We start from the raw sequence: 21,570 nt of genomic DNA, 5'->3' as shown, positions 1-21,570 counted from the left end.
GCGGATTCATTATCCTTGTAGAAGGCTGACAGATCGGATGAACAATAGAATGAGATGCAGGCAAGGGAGTAAAATGATCCGTAGAAAAGGCAGAGATCGCCTATTAAACGGATTTTCTTCCCGAATCATCAGATCAAAATATCGCGGAGCACGGCGATTCAAGCGGCATACATTATGGTCTTGCCCACATCCGGTTCAAATGCACCCGCGGCTTCTTTATTACATAGAAGGGGGACTCATCATGAAAAAACCAACCTTTGTACAACCCGATCCGCAAACCTGGATCGATTCATTCCATTTCGAGATTCCAATCAAAATTCGTTATTGCGAGACGGACATGCTGGGTCATGTCAATAATGTCAGCTACTTCATGTATTTTGAACAGGGACGGATTGAATACTTCGAGCATTTGGGCTTAACCGAGGATTTATTCAGCGAGAAGCATGTATCGGTTGTGGCTGATCTGGAATGCCAGTACCTGGCGCAGCTGTATTTGAAGGATCCGCTTAAGCTGCGCGTCAAGGTGGCTGAGATCGGACGCTCCTCCATGGATGTGCACTACGCCGTAGTCGTGCGCGGCGAGCTGAAAGCCGCCGGGCGGGGGACGATCGTGCTCATCGATACGGCTACCGGCAAGAGTACGCCGATACCGGATGCGGCCAAGGAACGGATTCTCGCTTTTGAAGGAACAAGAACCTAGAGGAAGGGAAGGGATATAAGGATGACTACCCGATTTGCCGTCATCGGCACAAACTGGATAACGGAGCGTTTTCTTCAAGCAGCCCTGGAGGCGGAGGAGTTTCTGCTCGCAGCGGTTTATTCGCGCACGGAGGAGAAGGGACGGGCGTTTGCGGCTAAATATGCAGACCCCGATGTGTACACCGATCTGGATCAAATGCTGCGAGAAGCGGAAATCGACGCCGTATATATTGCAAGCCCGAATTCATACCATGCGGAGCAGGCGATCCGGTGCATGAATCACGGCAAGCATGTGCTGTGCGAGAAGCCGATGGCCTCGAATGCAAGCGAGGTTCAAGCCATGATCGACGCCGCCAAAAGAAATAACGTTCTGCTGATGGAGGCGCTTAAGTCCACTTTGATGCCGAATTTTCAAACGGTGAGGGACAATCTGTACAAGCTTGGCCCGATCCGGCGCTATTTTGCAAGCTACTGCCAATATTCTTCGAGATATGATGCTTTTAAGCAGGGGACTGTATTGAACGCCTTCAATCCCGAGTTTTCCAACGGATCGCTGATGGATCTGGGAATCTACTGTCTCTATCCGATGGTTACCCTGTTCGGCAAGCCGGATACCGTGAAGGCTTCGGGCTATATGCTCTCCTCCGGGGTGGACGGGGAAGGAAGCTTGATTCTGTCATACCCTGAGATGGACGCTGTCATTATGCACTCCAAAATCAGTGATTCCTACGCGCCGGCTGAAATCCAGGGCGAGATCGGGACGATGATCATCGATAAGATCAACCAGCCGTATGACGTGAAGATTCATTACCGGGACGGGACGATCGAGAACGTGACCCAATTGCAGACCCACGAATCCATGTATTACGAAGTGCGGGAATTCATCGATCTCCTAAAATGCGGGGAAAGGGAGAGCGCAGTCAACACCCTGGCGAATTCTCTGATTACTGCAGAAATCATGGAGGAGGCCAGAAGGCAGATCGGACTCGTGTTCCCGGCGGATACACGGAGTTGAGCGGGACTCGAACTTAGCCTAACGAGTCAAAAACCAAGCGGTATATGATATTTGTCATCCCCTCGAAATGACGTTTATGACTACGGTGCACACCTCCCACTGTCTATAATTAAAGAAGACAAGTGCGTGACCGATTCATTTCTAACGTCCTTGCGCCTTAAAACGAGGGGGAAGACAACGATGGCTAAGCCCGATAACAGATTGTCCAGCTTGAAAAAAAACATGACTCCTTTCGAAGTAATTGATACCAAAGCGAGCATTCGCCAGCTGTTGAATACACTGATTCCGTTGATACTGCTCTGGTATGCAGCTTACCTGAGCCTTTCGGTATCATATTGGCTGACGCTTCCGATTACGCTGATCGCTTCCGGCTTTGTGGTCCGGACGTTTATTATATTTCATGACTGCTGTCATCAATCGTTCTTTAAGAGCCGCCGCGCCAACCGGATTCTCGGCACGATTACCGGCATTCTGACGCTGTGTCCGTATGAGCAATGGAAGAGTACCCACTCGATCCATCATGCAACGAGCAGCAATCTCGATAAACGGGGAATCGGGGATATGTGGGTGCTGACGGTGGAAGAATACCGCAATGCATCGCTGTGGCAAAGGCTGTCCTACAGAATTTACCGGAATCCGCTTGTGATGTTCGGTCTCGGGCCGATCTGGGTATTCCTCGTCTCTTACCGCTTCAACCGAAAGGCAGCCGGGCGCAAGGAGAAGCTGAACACGTACATTACGAACGGATCGATTCTCGTGCTATATGCTCTGCTGTGCTGGGCGACCGGATGGCAGGCATTCCTTCTGATCCAGGCACCGATTTTCCTTCTTTCGGGCATGCTGGGCATTTGGCTGTTCTACGTTCAGCATCAATTCGAGGACACCTATTATGAGCATGATGAAGAATGGAGCTTCGTCAATGCGGCGGTGGAGGGAAGCTCGTATTACAAGCTGCCGCGCCCGCTGCAATGGATTACCGGTAATATCGGATTTCACCACGTCCATCATCTAAGTCCCAAGGTTCCGAATTACAATCTGGAAAAAGCGCATGAAGCTTCTCCGCCTCTTCAGAAGGCAACGACCATCACTTTAAAAACGAGCTTCAAATCGATCAGCTTCCGATTATGGGATGAAGAGCGGAAAGTGTTTGTTACCTTCAAGGAGGCCAAGGCGCTGCTGCGCAAGCCGCAAGGATCGGCTTCCGTTCCGGAGGTCAGCGCGATCAAGGGTAGAACGGTCGTGCAGAGTAAATCTTAGCTTGGATTCAGGGTAAGAATAAGGATAGAGGATGTTACGGGGGCACGACGCCCCGCTCAGGCAAGGGAAAGGTATACGGAAGATGAAATTGACCTAATCGGCGGTTACTAAAAGGTGGGACTTCATGCAAAAATGGTATCAGATTTTTCATAGAAGCACGGGGCTGAGCCCTTATGTATGGGTCGTCTTTTATATTCTGCCGTTCTATTTCATCTTCCGGTCAACCTCCACCTACCAGATCGTTATGGGCATCTTGATGATCGGCATGTTCTTTCTATTCTACGTGCTGTCCTTCTTGTCGAAGGGCTGGCTCGTATATTTCTGGACAAGTTTGCAGATTCTCATATCGATCACGATGTCCCTTCTGTTCGGTTACGTGTATTTCTCGCTGTTTCTCGCATTTTTTATCGGGAATATTAAACATAAAGTCGGGTTCATTACGCTGTATTCCATTCATCTGCTGACGACGCTCATTACTGTCAACTACGGCCTGCTGACAAGAAACCCGCTCTTCATTACGCAATTGCCGTTCGTGCTCGTCAGCGTTGTCGGGGTCATCCTGCTTCCGGTCACCAACTATAACCGCAACAAGAACGACCGTCTGCAGGGGCAGCTGGAAGATGCGAACAAACGGATTTCGGAGCTGGTGAAGCTGGAGGAACGGCAGCGGATTGCAAGGGATCTGCATGATACGCTGGGGCAGAAGCTGTCGTTAATCGGCTTGAAGAGCGATCTGGCGGGCAGGCTGATCGCACAGGATCCGGAAAGGGCAAAGGCCGAAATCGACGATGTGCAGCAGACTGCCCGAACCGCCTTAACGGAGGTCCGCGAGATGGTGACCAGGATGAGAGGCACCCGAATTGCGGATGAGATGTTCCGGATTCAGCAGATATTGAAGGCAGCGCAGATTGAACTGACACTAGAAGGTACAACCACGCCGGACAATATCTCGTTAATGAATGAGAACGTCATCAGCATGTGCCTGAAAGAGGCGGTCAACAATATTGTAAAGCACAGCAATGCAACGGTCTGCACCATTTCGATGGAGCAGACCGAGACGGAGCTTATCGTCAGGGTAAAGGATAATGGAACGGGCATTATGGGGCATGCTGTCCATCCCGGCAACGGGCTTCGTGGAATGAGAGAACGTCTGGAATTCGTCAATGGAAGCCTGGAGATTGTGTCGGGCGAAGGGACAACGCTCATTATTCGGGTCCCGAGCGTTCACAGAATGTCGGAAAGGGGGACGGGGATATGATCCGAATCGTCATCGCCGAGGATCAACGGCTGCTGCTTGGCGCGCTAGCCTCGCTGCTTGATCTTGAACCGGATATGCAGGTGGTCGGAACGGCAGGAACGGGGAAGGAAGCGGTAGAGCTTGTCCGGATCCATAAGCCGGATATATGCATTATGGATATCGAAATGCCGCTCATGAACGGCCTTGAAGCGGCGGAGGCGATCAAGGATAGCGGCTGCAAAATCATGATCCTTACGACTTTTGCGAGACCCGGATATTTCGAACGGGCATTAAAGGCGGGAGCCAATGCCTACTTGCTGAAGGATACGCCAAGCGGGGAGCTGGCCACGTCGATTCGAAGCATTATGGCCGGAAGGCGGATTTATGCTTCGGAGCTTGTGGATGAAGCCTATAGCGGTGAGGAGAACCCGCTCACCGAGCGCGAGAAGGAAGTGCTAGGCCTGATCGCCGACGGCAAGAACACGAAGGAGATTGCAAGCCAGCTGTTTATTACGACGGGCACCGTCCGAAATTATATTTCGGTCATTCTGGATAAGCTCGGCGTTAGCAACCGGATCGAAGCCATTACGCGGTTCAAAGAAAAAGGTTGGTTCAAATAAACAACATAACGATATTCAAGCGATGCGCTTCCGGACAGCCGGGGGGCATCTTTTTTTTTGCATATGAAACCTAGATGCTTGTCTGGTCAGGCTCGATCCATACAGATTCCTGTTGCTCGGTTTGCCTCCCCATACCATTTTGGATATTGCTTCGTTAGTTGGAAATAATGTAGATGCTAATGACGATCTGCCGAAAGCAGCTGAAATGGATGTTCGATCCGTTATTATGATTGGGCAGAAGGAAGGAACTACAGCTATGGACCATATCGTATTTGAAGTCGGAACAGCGCTGCTGCTGGTAGCGATTGCTTCCATCATTGCAGGTAAACTGAGGTTTTCCATCATCCCGTTTCTGATTGTGCTTGGAATGCTGGTCGGACCGCATGCGCCTAAGCTCGGGATTCTGGACTTCCGGTTTATCGAAAGCCAGGAAATCATTCATTTTCTGGGACAGATGGGGATATTGTTTTTGCTATTTTATTTGGGTCTCGAGTTTTCCGTTCAGAAACTAATCAAATCCGGCCGCAATATCGTCGTCGGCGGCTCCATCTATGTGCTGTTGAACTTTGTTCTGGGCCTGGCTTACGGCTTTCTGGTTCAAATGTCTTTCTATGAGACGCTCATTATTGCAGGGATGCTGTCGGTGTCCTCCAGTGCGATCGTCGCCAAGGTGCTGGTGGATTTGCGCCGGACCGGGAATGCGGAAACCGAGCTGATTCTCGGGATTATCCTGTTTGATGATATTTTCCTGGCGGTGTTCTTATCGATTATGTCCGGGCTGCTGCTTGGCGGATCCACGACGGTTGGCGGGACGGTCCTTTCGGTCCTCATATCCATCGCGTACATGCTGCTGTTTTTTGTTATCGCGAGAAAAGGGCCTCCGATTCTTAATCGGCTGCTTAATATTACGTCGAGTGAGATTTTTATTATCGTCGTGTTCTCGGCGATGTTCTTTATTGCCGGATTTTCCGAAACGCTGCATGTGGCCGAAGCGATCGGCGCTTTGCTGTTCGGGCTTGCCTTATCGGAGACGGAGCATAGTGAACGCATTGAGCATCTGGTGATTCCGTTTCGTGATTTCTTTGGAGCAATCTTCTTCTTCAGCTTTGGCCTCAGCATTGATCCGACCACACTGGGAGATGCGATCTGGCTGGCGCTTGGAGCGGTGATTTTGACAATCGTCAGCAATATCGTGGCCGGCATGATTGCCGGACGAAAGGCCGGATTGCAGCATAAGTCGTCTCTGAACATAGGCCTTACCATTATGGCCCGCGGGGAGTTTACCATTATCGTGGCCAACCTGGGCCTGGCTGGAGGCTTGGCGGCGGTGCTTAAGCCTTTCTCCGCGCTGTATGTCCTGATTCTGGCGATTCTGGGTCCGCTGTTTGCAAAAGAATCGAAGCTTATGTACCATGGAATGAATAAAATATTCAAATGGACCGACCCCGTAAAGAAAGAGAAGAAGAATGTCTAAGAAGATGAACCAAGCCGATTTACTTTCTGACAAGGAGTCTATATAATCAAGAGATTGAATGAACCCAGAACGGAGGATTTACAGATGAGTATTATTCGCGAATCGGACCTGCCGGGTATCGGGAAGAAGTTTGTGATCCAGGCGAGATCAGGGGATAAATTGGTTGTCGTTATCCACGATGACGGCCGCAGAGAAATGTACCATTTTGAAGATGACAACCCCGATGAGACGATTTCCCAAATCACGCTGGAGGACGATGAGGCCCGTCAAATCGCCGGCATTATCGGCGGCATGACTTACAAGCCGAAGGCGCTGGAGACGATCGAGGTTACGCTCGAGGATCTGATCATCGAGTGGGCGCGTATCGAGCCGCATTACAAATGCGTCGATAAGACGATCGCCGAGCTGGAGGTTCGCCAGAGAACCGGCGCCAACGTGCTGGCGATTGTGAAGCGGAATGAACAGAAGATCAATCCGGGGCCGAGCGATATTTTGACGGCTGGCTCAACGCTGGTTCTGGCCGGCGAGCGGAAGCAGATCAAGCAGCTGAAGGAGCTGCTCGTGAACGGCTAGTTAGAAGCATACGTGCTGCTATTTATGAAAAAGTCTGTCCCAGGGCAATGGACCTTGAGGCAGACTTTTTTTGTTATAAGTCGTCTATTAAATAGAGGCGTGAACCAAGCGAGGAGCGAATTTGGCGTAATGCTCGAATTCAAATCTACCGCGCTTCCGTAGTAGACATGCTGCCCAGAGCCGCACCTCACTTCCTGGCAATGATCATAAACCGGGCGGCGTTCGTCCGAATGCCGCGCGCTCCGCGGAACTCATCGATGAACTGCTGCAAAATGCGGTAATCCTGCTCATCCTCCCCGAAGCCCGGAATGATCGGCGTATGCTTCAGCAGAAAGAGCAGATCCTCGTCGCGTTCATAATATTCGGCAGCATCGTACTCGGCATATTGTACATCGCGAAAGCCTGCTTCCCGTAACTCTGCGATATAGCGATCCCTTAAGGCGCCGTCTTCCTGGTCTAAGGCTTGCCCTCTGCCGAAGGCCTTCTTCAGGTTCGACTTATCGGATTCTCTCACTTGCTGGGTGATGAGTACGCCGTCATCGGTTAATACCCTGGCCGCTTCCGCGGCAGAGAATGGTGCATGCCTGCAGGAGACCAGATTGAACAGCCCTGCCGGGAATTCCAGCCGATCGGCGTTCATCGGGATAAAGCGCGCGTTCGTCACCGAAGCCCGGCGCTGGTTCCGGCTCGCCGCCTCGATCATGGGGCGGGAAAGATCGATCCCGATCAGGAAGGCGAGGGAGGACGCGATAGACAATGCATTCTCCCCGCCCCCGGTTCCGATATCCAGCAGACAATCGGTTTTCCGGCACGCTTGCCGCACCGTATCGTAGAAATCCCATGCCGCGCCTTCGCTTATGCATCGGACTTGGCTGAAGTCCCAGCCGTTGATGGCCCCGATCGCATCATAAAAATGCTCGTAAGATTGTGAATTCATGGTTAGCTCCACCTTTCGTCAGGAGAATATTGGACGCTTGCTGTTGGTCACATTCGCCTTAGGAGGAGCGGATACCGGGTCATGGCGTGCCCGGATTGTTATCGTCCGGCAGGCGGGTGCATGCGGAAGACTTCTTTTTTAGCAGTGAATAAGGGCATATCCACCAGTCGGGTCATCCGGCTATATAAGAAATAGGCGAAGATATGCTTGCAAGGCCAGCATAGCTGTTTTAGCCTTAATTAGGCAGATACCCTTGACCAGCCCTTGGCTGCCAAGCCCGGTTCTACTCCTGCCCATGCCGTCTACTTCGAACGTTTGGGATCGACATTCCATTCACCCCGATTTTTAAAAAAGGTTATATTCATTGTACGCCAAGGAATTTGCCGGGAACAAGCCGAAATACATAAGAGGTGCGAACCCAAAATCTTAAGTAATTGTTAAGAACTTGGAAGCCTCGCGTTAAGAACTGTCATGTATACTGTGTGAATCCGAATCGGCCACAGAGAAAAATCCGGATGAAAATGAGAGGTATAGTTATGAACAAAAGCATTGCAACCCAAAGGGAGCGCCTGCCTGAACTGCAGCTCGTGCGCGCATTCGCGATTATCGGCGTGCTGTCCGTCCACTCGACGTCGTATGCGGTATCGGCCATGAAGGAATCCCAGTACTTTTTTCTCTACAATTTCATGAATATCTTCATGAAATACGGGACACCGACATTTATCTTTTTGAGCAGCCTGGTCCTATTCTACAACTACTACAGCCAGCCGATGACCAGGCAGCGGATCGGCGGGTTTTATAAGAAAAGACTGCTGTATATCATCATCCCGTACACGCTGTTCTCCATCTTCTATTTCGGTCTGCTGCACTTCCTGTACTACCCGGACCGATCGCTGGCGGATACGGTTGAAAGCTTCTTCACCAAGCTGGTGACGGGCAAAGCCTACACGCATCTGTATTTCGTATTCATCAGCATTCAGTTCTATGTGCTGTTTCCGCTTGCTTGGTGGCTGTTTAAAAAAGTGCCGCAGCTTACGAAGTGGGCCATCCCGATCGGCCTGGCGATCCAGTGGGCTTTCGTGTTTCTGAACAAATATTACTGGCAGGTGCCGAATAAGGGAAGCTGGGCGCTGACGTATATCGCATACTTCATGCTGGGGGCCTTCGTCGGCATTTATTATCCGAAGCTGAAGGCTTGGCTGGTAGTTAGCCGCTCGAACGCCACGCCGGTCCGCACCGTTTCATGGATCCTGCTGTGGCTGAGCTGGGCGGCTTGCGGGCTTGGGCATGTGTACATTTATTACACGAACCGTTTATACGGGACGGCGTACAATTCGACGCTGTACGAGCTGATGTGGAATGCGCATACGTATTTGGGGGCGATTGTGCTGCTTCAGCTGGCGTCGATCGTGTACCGAACCTTCAAGGGGGGCTTGACCCCAGCGCTGGAGCGGCTGGGCGCGGTATCCTTCGGGATCTATCTGATTCATCCGTTTTTCCTGCTGGTTTATCGGCAATTCCCGCTATCCACGGGTAATTCTGTCCTGACCCATGCTTGGTATGCGGGCGGCTTCTTGGCTGCACTGTTCTGCTCGTGGCTTGTCGTGGAGTTGACGGTCCGATATCTTCCTGCCTCGTGGCTCGTATTCGGGAATGTGCCAAAAACAGAGAAAAGCCGGAGACGGCAAGAGCAGCAGGGAGTGCCGTTATCCAGATAGTGCTGCGCGATGCTTACCGGCAGCGGTACAGGTGCTGCGCAGGAAGGCGGAACCCTGGGGAAGTGCGACGGCAGCGCGCATGTGGTAGCATGGTGGCATACAAACAACAACTTAGGGCCTGTGCGGGACTGTCCTGAAAGACACGGGGCATAAGGCTGCAGCATTTTTATAGGAGGGGCCATGTCTGGAGTAACCATACTGATGGTCGACGATGAAGTCGAAATTATTAAACTGATGGAAATCTATGTGAAGAATGAAGGCTATACGCTGCTTACCGCCAACAGCGGAATTGAAGCGCTGGAGATTTTGAAGACGCATAAGGTGGACTTGATTATTCTGGACGTCATGATGCCGAAGATGGACGGCATTCAGGCATGCATGAAAATCCGGGAGGAGAACAACACTCCGATCATCATGCTGTCGGCGAAAAGCCAGGAGATCGATAAAATCGCAGGGCTCAGCATCGGGGCGGACGACTATGTCACTAAGCCCTTCAGCCCGCTGGAGCTGATTGCCCGCATCAAATCCCAGCTTCGGAGGTATAAACAGCTGAACAGCAGCACCGCCCGGAATGAGAACGAAATCCAAATCGACGAGCTGATCATCAACGCCGCTTCCCACCGGGTCACGGTGGCGGGCGAAGAGGTCAAGCTGACGCCAAGGGAATTTGATTTGCTGCATATGCTGGCGATCAATCGGGGGCTCGTGCTCAGCATGGACAAGATCTATACGGAAGTATGGAACGAACCGTTCATGGAATCAAAGAATACCGTCATGGTACATATTCGCAAGCTGCGCGAGAAGATCGAGAAGGACCCGCAGCATCCGCAATATATTAAAACGGTTTGGGGGATCGGGTACAAAATTGAGTAAACTAAAGCAGAGGTGACTGACTTGAGAAGAATACAGCCGGATAACATCCGCATCAAAATGCTGCTTATGCTGCTTGCAAGCATCGGCATAACGGCAGCCCTGCTGGTTACGCTCTATGCTTTAAGTTCCCTGATCCTGACGGTTCCAACGCTGAACGTTCCCTTGGCCTGGGTGGTCAACAATATCGGGTCGGAGCCGGTTATGATTGTGGTTGGCATGATCCTGTTCTTCGTCAGCTATTACATGAGCACGAAGTGGTTCGTCCGCGATCTGGCGAAGATCGAAACCGGCCTGCAGGAGGTCGTCAGCGGCCGCTTCGATTATAAAATCGACCTCTCTTCCCGGGACGAGCTGGGCCGTGTAGCCGAGGGCATCAACCGAATGGCCGACGAATTGAATGTTTACCTCGAAGAAATTACGCGCGGTCTCCGGGAAATCGCCAAGGGCAATTTCGATACCGAAATCCCGGAGCATCCCGGAAGCCAGCTCGGCGAGGTGGCGGCCAGCATCAATCAGATGAGCAAGCAGCTGTATCAATCGATACTGGAGGAGCGCCGTGCCGAGAAGACGAAGAACGATCTGATCACCGGCGTTTCCCATGACCTGCGGACGCCGCTGACGTCGATCCTGGGGTTTCTGGAAGTGATTGAGGAGGATCGCTACCAGGATGAAGTTGAGCTTCGATATTACGTGAATATCGCCTACGAGAAGGCGCAAAACCTGAAGAGGCTGATCGATGATTTATTCGAATATACGCGGATCAACAACGGATTGCCGCTCGAGGTGCAGGAGATCGATATGGCGCAATTCATCCGGCAGCTGATCGAGGAGTCGGTTCCGGCTTTGGAAAAATCGGGTATGGAATGCCGGCTTGAGGCCGAGGATGGGCTCACGATTATGGCTGACGGCAGCCAGCTCGTTCGCGCTTACGAGAATTTGATGTCCAACGCGATCCGGTATGGCGCCTCAGGCGGAGCTGTTGATATTGCAGTTTGGGAGGTGGACGGCTTCGTCCTGGTCAGCTTCACGAATTACGGCGAGCCGATTCCCGAACGGGACTTGCCGTTCATCTTCGACCGCTTCTACCGTGTGGAGAGCTCGCGTTCGAAGCAGACAGGCGGAACCGGCCTAGGTCTCGCAATCACGAAAAGCATTGTCGAGGTCCAGGGCGGCGAAATCTCGGTGCGCAGCGATCGCCAGAGCACAACCTTCGCGACGCGGTTTCCCAAAGCGAAAGCCAATCAAGAAACAAAAGGGAGATGACAATGATGAAGAACGTATACGAACCGGGGCGGAAGCGGCTGGCAGCAGTCATGCTGGCCGTTCCGCTCTTGACCGCCTCGTCTTGGGGCGGGGTTGCCGGCGCTGAGCCGGTTAGCGGGGCAGCAGTCCAGGAGAAGCAGAGCGCAGCTTCTGCAGGGGCTGTTGCTCAAGAGTGGCAAGGCACAGCTTCGGGTGAGAAGGCAGCCCAAGAGGGGCAAGGTGCAGCTTCGGGTGAGAAGGCAGCCCAAGAGGGGCAAGACGCAGCTTCGGCTGGGGCCGCAGATCAAGAGGATCCAAGTGCAGCTTCGGTCGGGCAGGCAGCTCAAGATGGGCAAGATGCAGCTTCGGCCGGGACGGATGCCTCGAGCGACGCAGTACAACCCGCAGGCTCTTCCGCTGGGGCGGAAGCTTTAACGCAAGGCACGGAGACGCAAGGCAACAAGCTGGTAATATCTACGGGATCCGCTTCTTATATATTCAATGGGAAGCCGGTAGCCGCCGCGCAGAAGATGATGATCCGAAAGGGGTACAGCTATGTGCCGGTCAGCACGATGGCCAAGCTGTACGGCTGGGGCTTGTCTTATGACGCGAAGACCAAAGAGGCTGTCGTAAAGGGAAGCGAAGGAGAGTGGCGGTTCAAGAACGGAAGCTCGGCGGTCCGTAAGGATGGATCGACGGTTCGAATGGATGCGCCTGCTACTACATACCGGGGGAGCATGATGGTGCCCGTCCGGAGCTGGGCCAAGCTGACGGGAAGCAGTCTTGCGGTGACAGGTAACAAAGTTACGTTAACCTGGGGCAAGCGATTGACGGCAGCTTCACCTCCTGTTGCCGACTTCACGACGGACAAGATAGAATACCGTCTGGGCGAGCCGGTGGTCTACCGAAATACGAGTCATGATCCGAAATATAAGATCGTGAAGGAAACGTGGAAGGGAAATGAGCCGGCATTCTTCACACCCGGCGAGCATGAAGTCACGCTGGAAGTGATAAACAGCGAAGGCGTATCGGCCTCGGTCCGCAAGACGGTGAACGTGGTGGATGAATGGCTGTACACGAAGGAGCAGTATGATCGTTTATATACCCCCATGGGTAATAAATTCGATATCGACGGCGCATCTGTACTGATGATGGACGAAATTTCTTATTCAGTCACCCCGGACGAAAGCCAGCAGTTTATACGCAGCAACAGCCCGGAGCATTTAACGGAAGAGGGCATTGCTTATGAGGATACGCTAACCGGCAACGTGCGGATTAATATTCATAATCAGAACCGCTCGAAGAAGGACTTGAACGTCTACCTGATCGCTACCAACCCTGGTAACTCCGCTGCTTCGGTCAAGGTGGGCGCGGCCGGGATCGGCGGCCCGGCCCAGTATGTATCCACGAGCGGAAAGGCGGCGGTGACCCGCTATTTGGAAGCCTTGAGCTCCGGCGGAATATCGGATACGGTACACATTCCGGCCGGTGAATCGGCCGTGCTGCTGCAGGAATGGACGAAGCTTCCGTTGAAGCCGAGCCAGGTCCGGACCATCTACGCGGATCTGGAGCTCGAGGGCGACATCAAGCTGTCCGTCGTTGCGGTCGACCCATCGCGCGATCCGGTGGCCGCGCTCAAAGAGCTGCCGGTGCTTCCGCGGGACGGCAAGCATGTACGCGGAACGTTTACCGGCGCAGACCGGGAGGTCCAGGTCGACGGCGTCGTCGGCGAAAGCCCGCAGCGGCTTGTGCTCGGGGATCCTTCGCTCGACGGGTATTTGGAAGGCGTGGATGCCGTTACCGGCGAAGCCGAGAAGAATATTGGCAACACCGGCGTGCTCTATTCGATGAGCCTGAAAGTAGCGCCGAATACCCTGGTCGCGCTGAATGCGCGTGGCGGGCATTATGCGGGCGCCCTGCTCGTGAACGGCGAAGTGGTGCAGATGACAAGCGGCAGCATTTTGAAAAATTCATCCGAAGCCGGCGTCCTGTACCGGACCGGAGCGCAGGAGGAGACCGTTCGAATCGGCTTCATTCCCGCGTCGGGCAGCAACCTGCCGGTGCATATGCTGTTTATGCCGCTGCCTGAGCAACACGATTGATGAAGCTCGTGAACGCCCCCTTGATAGGGGGCTTTTTTTCGTCGGTTCGGCAGTAAGATGGTCGGACAGAGAGCCTTGACCATCTTTCCTGGGCCGGTGTGAACTTTCTCGTTCCCGGTCTCATTTCCAATCCTGCTCCCTGATGCCTCCGCATCCCGGCATCGACTTTGGGCCTCTGTTGGAGAAACAGCGGGACCCATAGCCCGTTGGTTGTCTTTTATCCTCCATCCTTAACATGATCTTGCCAAGCGGCTCCATTTATTCAGCAACCTTTAAGCGCTTCTTAAGATCTGCCGGCGACTTCCGTTAAGATGTCTTCCTTATACTGTGTCTCAGATACAGACAAGGAGGCAGTGGAATGAAGAAATCATGGGGTACATTCACGAACAAATTCAAACTAACGAAGATATTGCCAGCATTGGTGCTCGCGGCGACCGTCCTTGTGACGGGATGCGGGACGCCGGTACCGGATGAAGTGACGATATCGCTGGACGGGAAAGAGTTCAAAGAGCCTGCTGCGGAGATTTATGAGGGACAGCTGATGGTTCCCGCATCGTTTATACAGCAAGCGTTAGGCAAGCGGGTGGAATGGGAGAAAGAGACCGATAAGAAGGGTGAGGAAGAGAAAGAAAAGGCCAAGGCCGTACACTATTCCGGCAAGGTTGGCGTCCTGATGTATCATGACATCATGGAAAAGCCGGACCGGGACGACATCTTGTCCACCCAGCAGTTCAAGCAGCAGATGGAGCTGCTTCGTAAGGAAGGGTTTGTGCCGATCAGCATGGATGATTACTTGGATTTTATCGGGAAGGGGAAACCGGTCCCTGACAATGCGGTACTGATTACGTTTGATGACGGGTACGAAAGCTTTTACCAACTTGCCTACCCGATTCTCAAAGAATATAAATATCCGGCCGCAAACTTTATCATCGTATCGAGCATCGATAAGCCTGCTGCCAGCGGCAGACCGAAGCTGACCTGGGATCAGATGCGGGAGATGGCACAGCATGACATTGGCTTCTATAACCATACCTATGATATGCATCGATACGGGGATACCGATGGGAAGGGCAGAAAGAAGCCGGTAACGACCCGAAATCTGTACCTGCCGGATGAGAAGCGAATCGAGACGGAGGATGAGTATAAACAGCGGGTGAAGGACGATCTGATTCGCGCCGAGGCAAGGCTGAAGGAGGAGCTCGGCAATACCCGGAGCGCGGTAGCTCTGCCGTATGGGGCTTACAACGACAAGCTGCTGGCCGTGCTGGATTCCATCGGCGTAGAGGCTTCGTTCATGGTGAAGGAAGGCCGGAACGGAAGCGGTGACCGTAACGGATTCCGAATCAATGGAGGAAGATCCGATCAAAGTCCGGAGGCGGTCATTGCGAAGCTGAAGGGGCAGGATCCGACCAAGCGCAAGCTGGTGACAGGAGAGGGAGCCAAGCTCAAGATTGACGGGGAGGCCGTCCAGTTTTCCAAAATGCTGACCGGAGTGGCGACGGAGGATATCCTCGTTCCGCTGCGAGAGATCTGCAAGAAGTATGAGATCAAGGTGGATTGGAACCATAAAAAGAAACGGGCGGTCATGACCACATCCCAGGCCGCGGATGCGGGCGGCATAGAATAGGAATTTCGCAAGCTCCCTTCGGAGGAAGGGAGCTTTTTTCGTTTCCAAATGGGAACGCATTGCCTTATAATAGCGTTTACATGGTAAAGGTTTGTATTCGAAAGGGTGATTCCTGTGCGCTCACGTTTATCGATCAAGAAACGGCTATGCATTGTTCTAGCAGCAGCGACCTGTCTCTCGCTGGTCTCGCTGCCGGTTCAGCCGGTGAAGGAGGCCGTTCCCACGGCATATGCGGATGGTCCGGGGAGCTTGAAGCCCGGAAAAGTCACGCTTCGGCAGAAGGCAGTCTTTTATGAAAATGCTCCGTCCCGAAGCAGAAGTCTGCGCAATCACAACGCCGCCTATTACGGCCTACCGGGCCAGACGTTCCGCGTTAGCGATGTCAAGGGAGAAATGGCTTTCATTGAATCGGATGAGCTGGGTAATTTGTGGCTCCCGGCATGGTATTTGTCCAAGGAAGCCGGGCAGGTCCGGAATATCGATCCGCTCTCGCTAAAGCTTCCGGACAGCAGCAGCATCTACGTGGCTCCGGGCAGCTCGGTCCGCTGGCCAGCCTCGCAAGCGGGCAGCATGCCGCTCATTGCCGTATCGAAGTGGCAGGATTGGTACGGGGTGCTGATTAGTCCGGATCCATGGAAGAAGGAGCGCACCATCTATCGTCCCGCGGTCATGTGGGTTAAGGCCAAGGATGTGAAGTCCAAGGAGAAGCTCCCTGCCGGGCTGCTGGAGCCTTCATCGGAGCTGCCGATCGAAGCTGTGCGGAATTTGACGGATTACCTGGTGGATGAAGGTGACAGCAAGTCCTATGTTAAGCAGCTGCTTGGCGAGCCGAAGGTAAAGGAGCAGCGCTCGGGCCGGCCGCCGGTGATCGGCGAGACCTGGAGATATGAGGCACGGGAGGCGTTGTTTACGGCGACCTTCTCCCCGGCCGGGAAGCTGACCACCTGGGAATGGACCTTCCCGAACGCCGCAGCATTTGAGGGGAACTATTATGCGGGCAGCCATGATCCATTCAGCTATCGGTTCTCGGCCATGCCGCTGCTGCGGACCATTGAAGCTGGGCCAGTCTGGAGAAATCAGGGTAACCTGAATTTCACCTTCCTTCTGGAAGCCAGCCGGAACGTCCTGCTCATCAAGGGGGATGACGGCGGATTCAGCGGGATGCATGACAACTCCTCCCTGTACGCGATTGACCGGAGCACGGGGAAGAAGCTGTGGCAGCAGGATGCCGGTTTCGGCTGGTATACGGCTGTCCCGGATCGGAAGCGGGAACATGTCACCATGTATTCAGCCTATAATCCAGAGAAAAAGGCGTACGAGTCCAGAGTGCGGCATATCCGGTTAACGGACGGGCGCATTTTGTGGGAAAGAAAGCATAAAGCGGAGTTCGGGCTTACGATGACCGCTGCCTCGGGCACGATCCTTTTGTTAGAAGGGCTGGACTTGAATGCCAAGAAAAGCATGCTCAGTGTCGTGGATCAGCAGAACGGCAAGCTTCGCTGGAAAAAAACGTTGTCCGGCGAGTATCGGCTGCTGAATCAGGGCCCGGAAGATCCGTATGTGCTTATTGAGCAAAGCGGCAAGCTGACGGCGTACGAGCCGATGACCGGGAAGATCGCCTGGACGTACAAATCAGGTAAAAAGGTGATGGATGATCCGGCATGGGATCCTTACTTCACCGGCGGATACCGATATGAGCCGTTGTCGCCTCCCGGCACGACCTCCCGATGGATGCTGCTCGGAGACAAATGGACCCTGCTCAATACGGAGAGCGGCAAGCGGGAGGGCAGCTATCCCGCGAATGAGATGGAGCGGATCGAGGTGCTGGATGAGCGCTATCTTCTGGTGCAGCGGGCGCTTGACGGGAATTATTTCACAGGGGCTAAATCATATGAGACCGTGCTGTACGATGCGGTTAATCAGCGGGAGCTGTGGACGGTGAAGGGCAGGGCCGCCCGCGGTATTATGGAGGGGGATGTCATTTATCTGACGCTGAACGGGATCCCGGCGGCCGTCGAGAAAGAGACCGGGGAGACGATCTGGAAGATGAAGACCTCTTTAAAGAGCAATGAAGATGTTACGCAGCTTGTCGGCAGCAGCTTCGGCATCCTGGACCGGTATTTGCTTATTAGCTTTGGCGGCGACCTAATCGTCCTGGACAAAGGGAACGGCAGGATCCTTGGCAGGTTAGGCGACATCCCCACCGGCAACGTCGATCTGCGCGAGCAGGCGGCAAGAAGCGGCGCACTGAATATTGCCGATGGCGAAGTCTATATCGGTACCGTCAACGGGGCGTTCGTCCGTTATGATGCGGAGGAGTTGAAGGAACGGCTGGATGAGCGGGGGGCGGAGATGGACGCTGCTGGGGGGCAATTGGACCATACTCGATAGGAGAGCGATAAACGGGAATTGCGGAATCCGCAAATGAGGTTGATGTAAGCTCCTCTAAAATACGGCGGTAAATCCCGCAAATGATCAGTAGGCTCTTCCAAATGAGTGAAGCCGGAAGAGCCTCCGTTATCGTAAGTGGCGGCAAGTAAGTTAAACTTAAGAGATAAGGAATGGTCCCCGTAGTCCGGGTAGAGGCTATGGGGACGATTTATATATCCACGTTTTTAGATAAAACAATCATCTGATTTTTAACGACATATTGCTGATACATGTAGGGTAGGACACTAGACTCCCGAGCCACCAATTCCAGCGTTGGTTGTTTCAATCCACGCACCCATGTAGGGTGCGACTTTAAAATGGAGAGCATCGCAATAACCGATACTAAATTTCAATCCACGCACCCATGTAGGGTGCGACCGAAGTCTAGAATTTATCCCCTGCAGCTACTGCAATTTCAATCCACGCACCCATGTAGGGTGCGACTAGGCCAAGCCTAATGCTTTTCTTACGTCTACGAATTTCAATCCACGCACCCATGTAGGGTGCGACACTTAATGCGGTAGTCCTCGTCAAATTGGCGTTTATTTCAATCCACGCACCCATGTAGGGTGCGACGTCCAACGCCAAACACGCACACAAATATTCCAAAGACATTTCAATCCACGCACCCATGTAGGGTGCGACTTTTTACGCGAACAATCCTTTTATTCGGTTCGCTAATTTCAATCCACGCACCCATGTAGGGTGCGACGAGTGCATCGCGTAGACGTGCGTTCTCCATTCGTATTTCAATCCACGCACCCATGTAGGGTGCGACCGTGAAATAACAGTAATCAATCCATTTTAGGTATGAATGTAAAGTGCTCTCGGCCACATTTATCGAAAAAAGGCAGAGGTTCATACTTGACTTTTTGTCAGGATGAAACAACTCTCGATTATTCGACAAATTCTGAGGTGCGAAGGGCCCGGGGATTTCATGCGAGCTTCACATTCGCACTTGAATTTCTAACCAAGCAGCCTGATTTAAAATTACTTGATTACTTTCCAGTTGCCAAGCTTTTATTTCACTGCGACTATTTCGATCGGTCCTCTCTCTTCTATTTTGTCGTAATAAAATCGCTTTTTTTATTTTTTTGAATTATTGGTAGGAAATTGTCAGTTGGTGGCGAATGAGTATTATAGGTCTTCAATCTCTGGTAGGGATCGTTTGTAGGTGTTAAGTCTTGGGTCTTGGGGGTGTGTAATGACTTATATTGCTCATATTCGTCAGTCAGACGGAAAAATTCAAACGGTCGATGAGCATTTACGTGAAGTGAAAGAACTTAGTGAACGGCATGGCGCTAAGATAGGTGCTGCCCATCTGGCTGGATTGGCGGGACTTTTGCATGATATGGGCAAGTATACTACAGAATTTAAAAATTATATTGAGGAAGCGGTAGCCCACCCGGAGGCTCCCCCTCGAAAAGGTTCTGTTGACCATTCCACGGCCGGTGGCCGTCTAGTCTATGAACGTTATCATAGAACGGCGTCAACCGCAATCGATAAATTTGCCGCAGAATGGATTGCCAACTGCGTAATATCACATCACCAAGGACTTAGAGATTTTGTGGAACCAAACGCATCTTCCCCGTTTCTGGAGCGAGTTGAGAAGAAAGCATTGAATGAGTATGAACAGGCGAAGCAACGATTTTTCGAGGCTGTGGCGGAAGAAGAGATAGATGCTTGTTTTGAAGGTGCCAAGAAAGAATTGGCCAGATATTTATCTAAAATTAAAGAGCGTAAGCTTCTACCGATTGCCGCCTCGCTCTTGCTGAAGTACATATTCAGCTGCTTAATTGACGCGGATCGGACGAATACGCGCAGATTTGATGAGAATGAGGAGCCGGAAGAACCCTTGAACAGGCAGGCTTTTTTTGCTCGAAGCTATAAATCCTTGTTATGCAAGCTTCAAGTGCTTGAGCAGGGGATGGATTCGGATCATCCGATCAATCGGCTAAGACGAGAGATGTCACAGCGGTGTGATGAGTTCGCAGAGCGAGCTTCAGGGATCTATACGCTCTCCATTCCGACAGGCGGTGGGAAAACGCTGGCAAGCCTGCGTTATGCGCTCAAGCATGCCCGTATCCATGGCAAGGACCGCATCATTTATGTTGTTCCGTACACAACCATTATTGAGCAGAACGCTGCGGAGATTCGGGAGATTTTGCAGGAGGATGAATGGATATTGGAGCATCACTCGAATGTGATTGAGCACGAGGACGATCTGGAAACAGAGGATTATGATGTCCACAGGAAAAAGATCAGGAATGCTCGGGATTCGTGGGACAGTCCGATTATATTCACAACGATGGTGCAGTTCTTGAATACGTTTTATGCCAAAGGGACACGCAACGTAAGAAGATTGCATCGGCTCTCGAATGCAGTGATCATCTTCGATGAGGTGCAGTCCGTACCAGTCAATTGCATCTCGATTTTCAATGCCGCACTCAATTTTCTGAATATATTGGGCCGATCCAGCCTGCTGCTCTGTACGGCCACTCAGCCTGCGCTTGATTTCGTAAAGCATAAACTGCATATTTCCAAGGAGGCCGAGATCATAGAGGATCTGGAACAAGTGGCTGACAATTTTAAACGCGTCGAGCTTGTTTCGGCAGTAACGCCTTTAGGATGGGGAGCCGAAGAACTCACCGACTTTGTTAGGTCACGATTGGATGAGATCAGGAGCGTGCTCGTCATTCTGAATACCAAAACCGCTGTCCGGAAGCTGTATGACCAACTCAGTCAATCGGAGTGGATGAAGGAGCGGGGGGTGAAGCTGTTTCATCTCAGCACCAACATGTGTGCCGCACACCGTAAGGAAGTGTTGTCGAAGGTGATCGATTCTCTTGAAGCTCAGGAACCCGTCATTTGTGTCAGCACACAGCTTATCGAAGCCGGCGTTAATATCAGCTTTGATTGTGTTATTCGATCATTGGCCGGACTGGATTCAATCGCACAAGCAGCAGGTCGTTGTAATCGTCACGGGAAAGCCCCCATCCGCAAAGTGTACATCATCAAATCTGCCGATGAGAAACTCACGAGTCTGCCGGAGATCCGCATTGGGGCAGAGAAAACGGAACGGGTACTGCGTGATTTCGAACAGAACCCCGCCCGATTTGGCTCCGACCTGCTGTCTCCTGCCGCGATGAAGACTTATTTCAGTTATTACTACAAGCATGTTCAGGGCGAAATGGATTTTCCCATTTTAAGGCTTGGGAGGAACATGTTTGATTTGCTCAGCGCCAATAAGGCTTATGTAGATAACTATAAATATAAACATGGCAAGCACTTGGAGTCGGTAAACCGCGCTTCGTTTGCGACGGCAGAGCTGTATTTCGAAGCCATTAGCAACACGGCGACATCCGTTGTGGTTCCTTATAACGAGGAGGCGGAGAGCCTGATTGCTGCCCTTAACGGGAAAGTGGATGCCGGGGAGCTAGGCAGTCTGTTTCGTCGGCTGCAGCCGTATATCGTTAATGTTTATGATCAAGATCTGAAGAAACTGGATAATATCGGGTATGTTCAACACTTGCTTCAGGGGCATGTTCTGACGTTATTAAAACCGGCTTACTCTGATGAATTCGGGGTGGATGCCGAGGGGGAGGGAGCATGGGACGAGGCTATCTTATAAAAAAGATGAAAACCCGCTAATAATGAGCGGGCTCTCAAATAATTCTTTATAATTTTCAATCCACGCTTTGCAGCGACAAATAACAAATAGAGTTTAGCATAAGCGCATCATTTTTGTATAATTCGATTTTAGAGA

The 21,570-nt window shown here is 52.2% G+C and carries 15 protein-coding genes and 1 CRISPR repeat array; of the genes, 14 read left to right on the top strand and 1 reads right to left on the bottom strand.

The features are described from left to right. Positions 1-241 precede the first annotated feature (241 nt). From NSQ46_RS24030 to NSQ46_RS24000, 7 genes are all read left to right on the top strand, one after another. Positions 242-700, top strand: coding sequence for a thioesterase family protein (locus NSQ46_RS24030; protein ID WP_007131577.1), 459 nt, complete (start codon positions 242-244; stop codon positions 698-700). A 21-nt stretch (positions 701-721) separates the two neighbouring features. Next, a complete protein-coding gene (locus tag NSQ46_RS24025) occupies positions 722-1,714 on the top strand; it encodes a Gfo/Idh/MocA family oxidoreductase (protein ID WP_028406907.1) in 993 nt (330 codons plus the stop codon). A 180-nt stretch (positions 1,715-1,894) separates the two neighbouring features. Beyond that, positions 1,895-2,971, top strand: coding sequence for a fatty acid desaturase (locus NSQ46_RS24020; RefSeq protein ID WP_007131579.1), 1,077 nt, complete (start codon positions 1,895-1,897; stop codon positions 2,969-2,971). A 124-nt stretch (positions 2,972-3,095) separates the two neighbouring features. After that, on the top strand, positions 3,096-4,229 hold the full coding sequence (locus NSQ46_RS24015) for a sensor histidine kinase (protein WP_210095437.1): 1,134 nt from the start codon (positions 3,096-3,098) through the stop codon (positions 4,227-4,229). After that, entirely contained in the window at positions 4,226-4,828 is a 603-nt protein-coding gene (locus NSQ46_RS24010) for a response regulator transcription factor (protein WP_007131581.1), read from the top strand. The genes NSQ46_RS24015 and NSQ46_RS24010 overlap by 4 nt, the downstream gene beginning before the upstream one ends. A 256-nt stretch (positions 4,829-5,084) precedes the next feature. Further along, positions 5,085-6,302, top strand: coding sequence for a cation:proton antiporter (locus tag NSQ46_RS24005; RefSeq protein ID WP_007131582.1), 1,218 nt, complete (start codon positions 5,085-5,087; stop codon positions 6,300-6,302). An 84-nt stretch (positions 6,303-6,386) separates the two neighbouring features. Next, the gene (locus NSQ46_RS24000; RefSeq protein ID WP_007131583.1) at positions 6,387-6,875 is read left to right on the top strand and encodes a cation:proton antiporter regulatory subunit; all 489 of its coding nucleotides are present in this window, start codon (positions 6,387-6,389) and stop codon (positions 6,873-6,875) included. Positions 6,876-7,062: 187 nt separating this feature from the next. On the opposite strand, the gene NSQ46_RS23995 is transcribed toward NSQ46_RS24000, so the two are convergent. Continuing rightward, entirely contained in the window at positions 7,063-7,812 is a 750-nt protein-coding gene (locus NSQ46_RS23995; protein WP_342574983.1) for a class I SAM-dependent methyltransferase, read from the bottom strand. A gap of 536 nt (positions 7,813-8,348) precedes the next feature. Here NSQ46_RS23995 and NSQ46_RS23990 point away from each other — a divergent pair. The 7 genes from NSQ46_RS23990 (at position 8,349) to NSQ46_RS23960 (ending at position 21,435) form a co-directional block, all read left to right on the top strand. Further along, positions 8,349-9,530, top strand: coding sequence for an acyltransferase (locus NSQ46_RS23990; RefSeq protein ID WP_007131585.1), 1,182 nt, complete (start codon positions 8,349-8,351; stop codon positions 9,528-9,530). A 180-nt stretch (positions 9,531-9,710) separates the two neighbouring features. Further along, complete coding sequence (locus NSQ46_RS23985) at positions 9,711-10,403, top strand: response regulator transcription factor (RefSeq protein WP_007131586.1); 693 nt, start codon at positions 9,711-9,713, stop codon at positions 10,401-10,403. 21 nt (positions 10,404-10,424) lie between these two features. Continuing rightward, the gene (locus NSQ46_RS23980) at positions 10,425-11,666 is read left to right on the top strand and encodes a HAMP domain-containing sensor histidine kinase (RefSeq protein WP_210095439.1); all 1,242 of its coding nucleotides are present in this window, start codon (positions 10,425-10,427) and stop codon (positions 11,664-11,666) included. A gap of 2 nt (positions 11,667-11,668) precedes the next feature. Next, a complete protein-coding gene (locus tag NSQ46_RS23975) occupies positions 11,669-13,747 on the top strand; it encodes a stalk domain-containing protein (protein WP_050954068.1) in 2,079 nt (692 codons plus the stop codon). 358 nt (positions 13,748-14,105) lie between these two features. Beyond that, positions 14,106-15,374 carry a polysaccharide deacetylase family protein gene (locus NSQ46_RS23970; RefSeq protein WP_251537169.1) on the top strand — a complete coding sequence of 423 codons (1,269 nt, stop codon included), beginning with the start codon at positions 14,106-14,108 and terminating at the stop codon, positions 15,372-15,374. Positions 15,375-15,488: 114 nt separating this feature from the next. Beyond that, entirely contained in the window at positions 15,489-17,765 is a 2,277-nt protein-coding gene (locus tag NSQ46_RS23965) for a PQQ-binding-like beta-propeller repeat protein (protein ID WP_007131591.1), read from the top strand. 318 nt (positions 17,766-18,083) lie between these two features. Continuing rightward, a CRISPR array of direct repeats spans positions 18,084-18,582; the repeat unit is 32 nt; unit sequence ATTTCAATCCACGCACCCATGTAGGGTGCGAC. A 426-nt stretch (positions 18,583-19,008) separates the two neighbouring features. Next, positions 19,009-21,435 carry a CRISPR-associated helicase/endonuclease Cas3 gene (locus NSQ46_RS23960; protein WP_007131592.1) on the top strand — a complete coding sequence of 809 codons (2,427 nt, stop codon included), beginning with the start codon at positions 19,009-19,011 and terminating at the stop codon, positions 21,433-21,435. Positions 21,436-21,570: the final 135 nt, after the last annotated feature.

It is taken from the genome of Paenibacillus sp. FSL M8-0142, from assembly GCF_038597315.1.
Classification (GTDB): domain Bacteria; phylum Bacillota; class Bacilli; order Paenibacillales; family Paenibacillaceae; genus Paenibacillus_AQ; species Paenibacillus_AQ lactis.
The sequence above is the reverse complement of the archived record's forward strand: the minus strand, read 5'-3'. Positions and strand labels throughout refer to the sequence as shown.